Origin of the sequence: Streptomyces sp. NPDC092952, assembly GCF_044754785.1 — a bacterium.
GTDB lineage: Bacteria > Actinomycetota > Actinomycetes > Streptomycetales > Streptomycetaceae > Streptomyces.
The window spans coordinates 1-7,340 of record NZ_JBIVPT010000045.1; the positions used below are offsets into that span (position 1 = coordinate 1).

Sequence of the window (7,340 nt, forward strand, 5' to 3'; positions counted from 1 at the left end):
TCGATCTTGCCGCCGTCGGAGCCGTCGGCGGTGATGGCGGCGGTGACCAGGTAGTCCTTGCCGAACTTGGTGCGCAGCGCGGAGGTGAGGCCCTTCAGTGCGGCCGGGCCGCTGGTGTCGCAGGTCAGGCCGCAGGCGTTGGGGTACTCCCAGTCGATGTCGATGCCGTCGAAGACATCGGCCCACCGCGGGTCCTCGACCAGGCTGTAGCAGGAGTCGGCGAACGCGGCCGGGTTCTTCGCGGCCTCACCGAAGCCGCCGGACCAGGTCCAGCCGCCGAACGACCAGATGATCTTCAGGTCGGGGTGCAGCTTCTTCAGCTTGCGCAACTGGTTGAAGTTGCCGCGCAGATCCTGGTCCCAGGTGTCGGCGACGCCGTCGACGGACTGGTCGGCGGTGTACGCCTTGTCGTAGTCGGCGTACGAGTCACCGATCGTGCACTTGCCGCCCTGGACGTTGCCGAAGGCGTAGTTGATGTGGGTGAGTTTGGCGGCCGAGCCGGAGGTCTCGATGTTCCGCACGTGGTAGTTGCGTCCGTAGACGCCCCAGTTGGTGAAGTACCCGACCACTTTGTCGCCGGCCGCGGTGGGGGTCGCGTCGGCGGTGGCGGGCGCCGCGGCCCGCGTGGTGGTGGGGGTGGCGCCGGCCGGTGCGGTGCCCGCGACACCCAGCAGGGCGGCGCCGAGGGCGGCGGTACAGGCGGCTGCGGCGAAGGCCCGGAAACGGGCGCGAAGTCGATGCGGTCCGAACATCTTGTCTCCTCGTGGGGGAGGGAACTCGCTTGTGGGGACGGTGAGTCGGCCGTCGCGTGAATTTGGCATGAACGCGCAAATGCCGCTCGATGGGAACCGTAGATGGACTAGACCAGTCGGGTCAATGGTGTGGACCAAGTCCGGTGATCCTTCCGCCCCCGGCCGAGTCGCCCGGGCGCCCCGTGACGGATATCGTCCGATCGGGCATACTCGACCCGCCACGGCCGCCGGCCAGCGGCTCTCGTGATCCGAGGGTCCGACGGGAGCGGCCGGGCCGCAGTGCTTCTCCGGGCGCGCCCGGAACCCCCCGGCGGCGCCGCCCACACCCCTCGCGCGCGACCGTCGCAACGCCCGACAGGGAGGAGAGCGCCGTCATGACCGACCGTGCTTCGTACGTGGTGGAACGTCGACTGCCCACCGAGGAGTCCAGGGAGCTGATCGCGCTCGTCCGCGACATCGCCCAGCGGGAGATAGCCCCGAAGGCCGCCGAGGAGGAGGAAGCGGGTCTGTTCCCGCGCGAGATCTTCTCGCTGCTCTCCGAATCCGGACTGCTGGGCCTGCCCTACGACTCCGCCCACGGCGGCGGCGACCAGCCGTACGAGGTCTACCTGCAGGTCCTCGAAGAGCTCGCGGCCGCCCGGCTCACCGTCGGCCTCGGTGTCAGCGTCCACTCCCTGGCCTGCCACGCGGTCGCCGGATACGGCACCGACGAGCAGCGCGCCGAGCACCTCCCGTCGATGCTGGGCGGCGGCCTGCTGGGCGCCTACTGCCTCTCCGAGCCCGCCGCGGGCTCCGATGCCGCCTCGCTCCGCACCAAGGCCGTGCGCGACGGCGACGACTGGGTCATCACCGGCACCAAGGCATGGATCACCCACGGCGGTGTCGCGGACTTCTACACGGTCCTGGCCCGCACCGGTGCCGAGGGCGCCCGCGGGATCACCGCCTTCCTGGTCCCCGGCAACGCCGAGGGGCTGAACGCCGCCGCCCCCGAGAAGAAGATGGGCATGAAGGGCTCGCCCACCGCCCAGCTGAACTTCGACGGCGTCCGGATCCCCGACGCGCGCCGGATCGGTGAGGAGGGCCAGGGCTTCGCGATCGCGCTGTCCGCGCTCGACTCCGGACGGCTGGGCATCGCCGCCTGTGCGATCGGTGTCGCCCAGGCCGCCCTGGGCGAGGCCGTCGAGTACGCCGCCGGACGGCGGCAGTTCGGCCGTCCCATCGCGGACTTCCAGGGGCTGCGCTTCATGCTCGCCGACATGGCCACCCAGATCGAGGCCGGCCGGGCGCTCTACCTGGAGGCGGCCCGGCTCCGCGACGCGGGCAAGCCCTTCTCGCGCCAGGCGGCCATGGCCAAGCTGTTCTGCACCGACACCGCCATGAAGGTCACCGTCGACGCCGTCCAGGTGCTCGGCGGATACGGCTACACCCTCGACTTCCCCGTCGAGCGGCTGATGCGCGAGGCCAAGGTGCTGCAGATCGTCGAGGGCACCAACCAGATCCAGCGGATGGTCATCGCCCGCCATCTCGCGGGGCCCGAGACCCGCTGACCTCCGGGCGGCCGCTCAGGCCGCCCCGGCGTCGCCACGATCCGGCTCCGCCCCGGTCGTGGCGGCCCACGAGGGCCGCACCACGTTCTGTCCGGTGCGCGGCGCCGCCGCGCGGACGGGGCCGGGTGCCCACCGTGGGCACCACACCGGCCGGGCCGTCGTGGTGCGCGGAAGCGGCGGGCGGTACGGGACGGCCGTCAGGCGGCGTCGCGCCGCATCCGCGGCACCCGCAGCGGACGGGAGCCGGGGCCGCCGGCGTGGGAGAACGGCTGCATCCGCCAGTCGAGCCCCTGGGGAAGCGTGAGCAGCAGCCCCGTCTCCTGCTCCTGGGCGTCGAGGGAGTCGTCGGCGGGCCGCGCCTGCGAGGCGGCGCGCCCCGTCCCCGAGCAGACGGTCAGCACGAACGGATTCCACGGCGTCGGGCACAGCGCGTGCTCCGGGAGCGCCTCCTCGCCCGCGAGCAGCGCGATCGGCTGCACGCAGTCCGGGCACACGACCCGGTACATCTCGAAGGTGTCGTACGCGTCGGGAACGGGCTCCTCGCCGGAGACCGCGTCCTCGACGGAGTCCGGTTCGGTGCGTTCGGTGAGCTTCAGGCGCTGCATGGGAAATTCCCCCCTCGGGTGGGCCGGCCAGGAGACTTGGCCGTGGCCACAGCAAGCACTTCCCGTCGCGGATCCCCCGTAACCGCGAGGGGGTCGGCTACCCATCCGTAAACCTGTGGTGTTCGTCACATGAACCCGGTGTGCCGCCCCTCCGGGGCTCCCGGCGCTGTGCCTGGAGGGACATGGGGCAATAAGTTGATCCGCATGGAGGAGCTGGACCGACAGATCGTGGAGTTGCTCGTCAAGGACGGGCGGATGAGCTACACCGACCTGGGCAAGGCCACGGGCCTGTCCACGTCGGCGGTTCATCAGCGTGTCCGCAGGCTGGAGCAGCGCGGGGTGATCCGGGGCTACGCCGCGGTCGTCGACCCGGAGGCCGTGGGCCTGCCGCTCACCGCGTTCATCTCGGTGAAACCGTTCGACCCGAGCGCGCCCGACGACATCGCCGAGCGGCTCGCCGGGGTCCCGGAGCTGGAGGCGTGCCACAGCGTCGCGGGCGACGAGAACTACATCCTCAAGGTGCGGGTCGCCACGCCGCTGGAGCTGGAGCACCTGCTCAGCCGGATCCGCTCGCTGGCCGGCGTCTCCACCCGCACCACGGTCGTCCTGTCCACCCCGTACGAGGCACGGCCGCCGCGCATCTGACGGGGGGCGCGGACCGCTCGGGTCCGGACAGGCGCGAGACTGGTCCCATGACCGAGAGCACCGCCCTTCAGAGCGACCACCGCACCGTGCTGCTGCGCGGTGGAGACGTCCACAGCCCCGCCGACCCCTTCGCCACCGCCATGGTGGTCGAACGCGGCCATGTCGCCTGGGTGGGCTCGGAAGGGGCCGCCGACGCCTTCGCGAGCGGTGTCGACGAGGTCGTCGACCTCGACGGAGCGCTGGTCACGCCCGCGTTCACCGACGCCCACGTCCACACCACGTCGAGCGGCCTGGCCCTCACCGGCCTCGACCTCTCCGGCGCCCGGAACCTGGACGAGGCGCTCACCCTGCTGCGCTCGCACGTGGCCGCCCACCCCGAGGACCGGGTGGTTCTCGGCCACGGCTGGGACGCCGCCCGCTGGCCGGAACAGCGCCCCCCGTCGCGCGCCGAGCTCGACGCGGCGGCCGCCGGCCGCCCCGTCTACCTGCCGCGGGTCGACGTGCACTCCGCGGTCGTGACCACCGCACTGCTCGACCTCGTCCCCGGCGTCACCGGGCTGACCGGCTACCACCCCGACGCCCCGCTGACCGGGGCCGCCCACCACGCGGTCCGCGCCGCGGCCCACGGCGCCGTCTCCCCGGCCCAGCGCGCCGCCGCCCAGCGCGCCGCCCGGCGGCACGCCGCCTCGCTCGGCATCGGCACCCTCCACGAGTGCGGCGGCCCCGACATCTCCGACGAGGAGGACTTCGCCGGTCTGCTGAAGCTCGCCGCCGAGGAGAGCGGCCCGCGCGTCCACGGCTACTGGGCCGAGCAGGTCGCCGACGAGAAGGACGCCCTCCGCATCCGTGAGCTCGGCGCGATCGGCGCCGCCGGGGACCTCTTCGTGGACGGTTCCCTCGGCTCGCACACCGCCTGCCTGCACGAGCCGTACGCCGACGGCCCCGCCGGGCACACCGGCACCGCCCACCTGGACGCCGCGCAGATCGCCGCCCATGTCACCGCGTGCACCGAGGCGGGGCTCCAGGCCGGTTTCCACGCCATCGGCGACGCCGCGGTCACCGCCGTCGTCGAGGGCGTCCGGGCGGCCTCCGAGACGCTCGGCCTGGCCCGGATCCGGGGCGCCCGGCACCGCGTCGAGCACGCCGAGATGCTCACCCCGCAGACCGTCGCCGCCTTCGCCGAACTGGGCCTGACCGCCTCCGTCCAGCCCGCCTTCGACGCGGCCTGGGGCGGTGAGGAGGGCATGTACGCGCGCCGGCTCGGCGCCGAGCGGGCCCGCACCCTCAACCCGTACGCGGCGCTCCTGCGGGCCGGTGTGCCGCTGGCCTTCGGCTCCGACAGCCCGGTCACCCCGTTCGACCCGTGGGGCACCGTCCGGGCCGCGGCCTTCCACCGCACGCCCGAGCACCGGATCTCCGTGCGGGCCGGCTTCACCGCGCACACCAGGGGCGGCTGGCGGGCCGTGGGCCGGGACGACGCGGGCCTCCTGGTCCCCGGGGCCCCGGCCGACTACGCGGTCTGGCGCACCTCGGAACTGCTGGTCCAGGCCCCGGACGACCGGGTCGCCCGCTGGTCGACCGACCCCCGTTCCGGCACCCCCGGGCTGCCCGATCTCACCCCCGGCGCCGAACTCCCGGTCTGCCTGCGGACAGTGGTTCTCGGACACACGGTCTACGAGCGGCCGAACGAGTGACGTACGGATGCCCCGTCCCGCCACCGGTGGCGGGGTCCGTTCCGCCGTCACCTGGGGATCTTCGCTACTGACCAGGCAAGTTTCGTAAATATTGCAGGTCAGACGGCTATTGACAGAATGCGCCCACCGGCCGGTAGGTTCGGCCGGGTCCACCACAGGACGTCCGACCGGTCGAGCCTCCACGCAGTCGTCGAACGCCGCTGGGTCACGGGGTGGTGTGCCGCACCGGCGCACCACCACTGTCAGCCAGGTTCAGCGCCCGCGCCTCGGGACGAGGGAAGGTTTCAGCCGGTCGGCGGTGCGACCCGGATGGGGCCCGGACGTTCAGTAGACAACGGCTCTAGGTCGACCCGCAGCCAGCGGGCCCCAGGTCGGCCCGAAGGGCGCCGGGCCCCCATCCGCAGAACCCGTCCCCGCCCGGGGCCGGGCTTCTGTCCGTACTTCCCTCCTTCTGTCCCGGCCGGGCGGCGGTCCCGCCCGACCGCGTCGCCGAGCGCCCTCCGCCCGCTGGATATGGTGGGCACCTGCGTACGGACTTAAGGGGCAGTAAGTGAACGACGGCGGTCAGCGGCGGTACGGGCCGCTCGGCAAGATCCTGGTGATCATCCCGACCTACAACGAGGCCGAGAACATCAAGCCGATCGTCAGCCGGGTGCGTACCGCGGTGCCGGATGCCGACATCCTGATCGCCGACGACAACAGCCCGGACGGCACCGGCAAGATCGCCGACGAGATCGCCGCCGAGGACGAGCAGGTCCAGGTGCTGCACCGCAGGGGCAAGGAAGGGCTCGGCGCGGCCTACCTCGCCGGCTTCGGCTGGGGCACCGGGCACGGCTACGGCGTGCTCGTGGAGATGGACGCCGACGGCTCCCACCAGCCCGAGGAGCTGCCCCGGCTGCTGACCGCGCTCAAGAGCGCCGACCTGGTGCTCGGCTCCCGCTGGGTGCCGGGCGGCCGGGTGGTCAACTGGCCCAAGTCCCGCGAGATGATCTCGCGCGGCGGCAGCACCTACTCCCGGCTCCTGCTCGGGCTGCGGACCCGGGACGTCACCGGCGGTTTCCGGGCCTTCCGCGCAGAGACCCTGGAGGGCCTCGGCCTCGACAAGGTCGCCTCGCAGGGCTACTGCTTCCAGGTCGACCTGGCCCGCCGGGCCGTCGAGGCCGGGTACCACGTCGTGGAGGTCCCGATCACCTTCGTCGACCGGGAGGTCGGCGATTCGAAGATGAGCCGCGACATCCTGGTCGAGGCGCTCTGGCGGGTCACGGCCTGGGGCGTCACGTCCCGCGCGAACCGGGTTCTGGGCCGCAAGCCCCTCTGACGTGCCCCTACGCGGAGCCCGCGCGGAATCACCCCCTTGCGCCGCTCCGACGCCCGTACGGGCACACTGGGGAGCATGACGACCGGTACCCAGCCCCCGACCGCCCGCGGACGTTCACGCGTCCGCACCTACCTCCCTCTCGCCATCGCCGCCTGGGCGGTACTGGAGATCTGGCTGCTCACCGTCGTGGCCGGCGCGGCGGGCGGGTTCACCGTGCTGCTGATCCTGGCGGCGGGCATCGTCTGCGGTGCCGCGGTGATCAAGCGGGCCGGCCGCCGCGCCTTCCGCAACCTCACCGAGACGCTCCAGCGGACGCCGGGGCAGCCCGGGGCCGCGGCCGAGCCGACCGCCGCCCCCGAGAGCAGGGGCAACGGCTTCCTGATGCTCGGCGGGCTGCTCCTGATGATCCCCGGGATCGTCTCGGACGTGGCGGGGCTCGCCCTGCTGGTCCCGGCGGTCCGTACCCGGCTCGGCCGGTACGCGGAGCGGTCGCTGGAGCGCCGGATGCGCGCCGCGGGCCCCGGCAGCTTCTCCGACGCCTTCCAGCAGGCGCGCATTCACCGGCCGGACGGAAAGATCGTGCAGGGTGAGGTCATCCGGCCGGACGGCGGGCAGCAGGCCCCGCGCCCCGACGAGGGCCCGCGGCCGCCCCTGACTCCCTGAGACCCGGGAACACCCGGGCGCGGGCGAGCCGCGGGGGGGGGGGGGGGCGGGGGGGGGGGGGGGCGCGGCGGGGGGGGGGGCGGGGGGGGGGTGGGGGGGGGGCGGGGGGGCCGGAG

General features: G+C 73.4%; 7 protein-coding genes. 5 read left to right on the forward strand and 2 right to left on the reverse strand.

All coding sequences use genetic code 11. The annotated features are described in order from the left end of the window. Positions 1 to 752 (reverse strand): glycosyl hydrolase family 18 protein (locus ACIQGQ_RS36945; protein ID WP_402405006.1); only part of this gene is annotated, 752 nt, incomplete at its 3' end. Positions 753 to 1,126: 374 nt separating this feature from the next. Between ACIQGQ_RS36945 and ACIQGQ_RS36950 the strand changes: the two genes are divergently transcribed. Then, complete coding sequence (locus ACIQGQ_RS36950) at positions 1,127 to 2,299, forward strand: acyl-CoA dehydrogenase family protein (RefSeq protein WP_366299946.1); 1,173 nt, start codon at positions 1,127 to 1,129, stop codon at positions 2,297 to 2,299. A 197-nt stretch (positions 2,300 to 2,496) separates the two neighbouring features. On the opposite strand, the gene ACIQGQ_RS36955 is transcribed toward ACIQGQ_RS36950, so the two are convergent. Then, on the reverse strand, positions 2,497 to 2,904 hold the full coding sequence (locus ACIQGQ_RS36955; protein WP_366299948.1) for a hypothetical protein: 408 nt from the start codon (positions 2,902 to 2,904) through the stop codon (positions 2,497 to 2,499). A 204-nt stretch (positions 2,905 to 3,108) separates the two neighbouring features. Between ACIQGQ_RS36955 and ACIQGQ_RS36960 the strand changes: the two genes are divergently transcribed. From ACIQGQ_RS36960 to fxsA, 4 genes are all read left to right on the forward strand, one after another. Next, complete coding sequence (locus tag ACIQGQ_RS36960; protein ID WP_352280100.1) at positions 3,109 to 3,549, forward strand: Lrp/AsnC family transcriptional regulator; 441 nt, start codon at positions 3,109 to 3,111, stop codon at positions 3,547 to 3,549. Between the two features lie 47 nt (positions 3,550 to 3,596). Next, positions 3,597 to 5,243 (forward strand): amidohydrolase, encoded by a 1,647-nt coding sequence (locus ACIQGQ_RS36965; RefSeq protein ID WP_402405010.1) that lies wholly within the window; start codon positions 3,597 to 3,599, stop codon positions 5,241 to 5,243. A 550-nt stretch (positions 5,244 to 5,793) separates the two neighbouring features. Next, a complete protein-coding gene (locus ACIQGQ_RS36970) occupies positions 5,794 to 6,561 on the forward strand; it encodes a polyprenol monophosphomannose synthase (RefSeq protein ID WP_402405013.1) in 768 nt (255 codons plus the stop codon). Positions 6,562 to 6,636: 75 nt separating this feature from the next. After that, complete coding sequence (fxsA, locus tag ACIQGQ_RS36975) at positions 6,637 to 7,224, forward strand: FxsA family membrane protein (RefSeq protein WP_402405016.1); 588 nt, start codon at positions 6,637 to 6,639, stop codon at positions 7,222 to 7,224. Positions 7,225 to 7,340 lie beyond the last annotated feature (116 nt).

Bases quoted from the DNA above. Each gene is read 5' to 3' on its own strand.
- ACIQGQ_RS36950 (WP_366299946.1), top strand. From the start codon at position 1,127: ATGACCGACCGTGCTTCGTACGTGGTGGAACGTCGACTGCCCACCGAG.
- fxsA (WP_402405016.1), top strand. From the start codon at position 6,637: ATGACGACCGGTACCCAGCCCCCGACCGCCCGCGGACGTTCACGCGTC.
- ACIQGQ_RS36965 (WP_402405010.1), top strand. From the start codon at position 3,597: ATGACCGAGAGCACCGCCCTTCAGAGCGACCACCGCACCGTGCTGCTG.
- ACIQGQ_RS36960 (WP_352280100.1), top strand. From the start codon at position 3,109: ATGGAGGAGCTGGACCGACAGATCGTGGAGTTGCTCGTCAAGGACGGG.
- ACIQGQ_RS36955 (WP_366299948.1), bottom strand. From the start codon at position 2,904: ATGCAGCGCCTGAAGCTCACCGAACGCACCGAACCGGACTCCGTCGAG.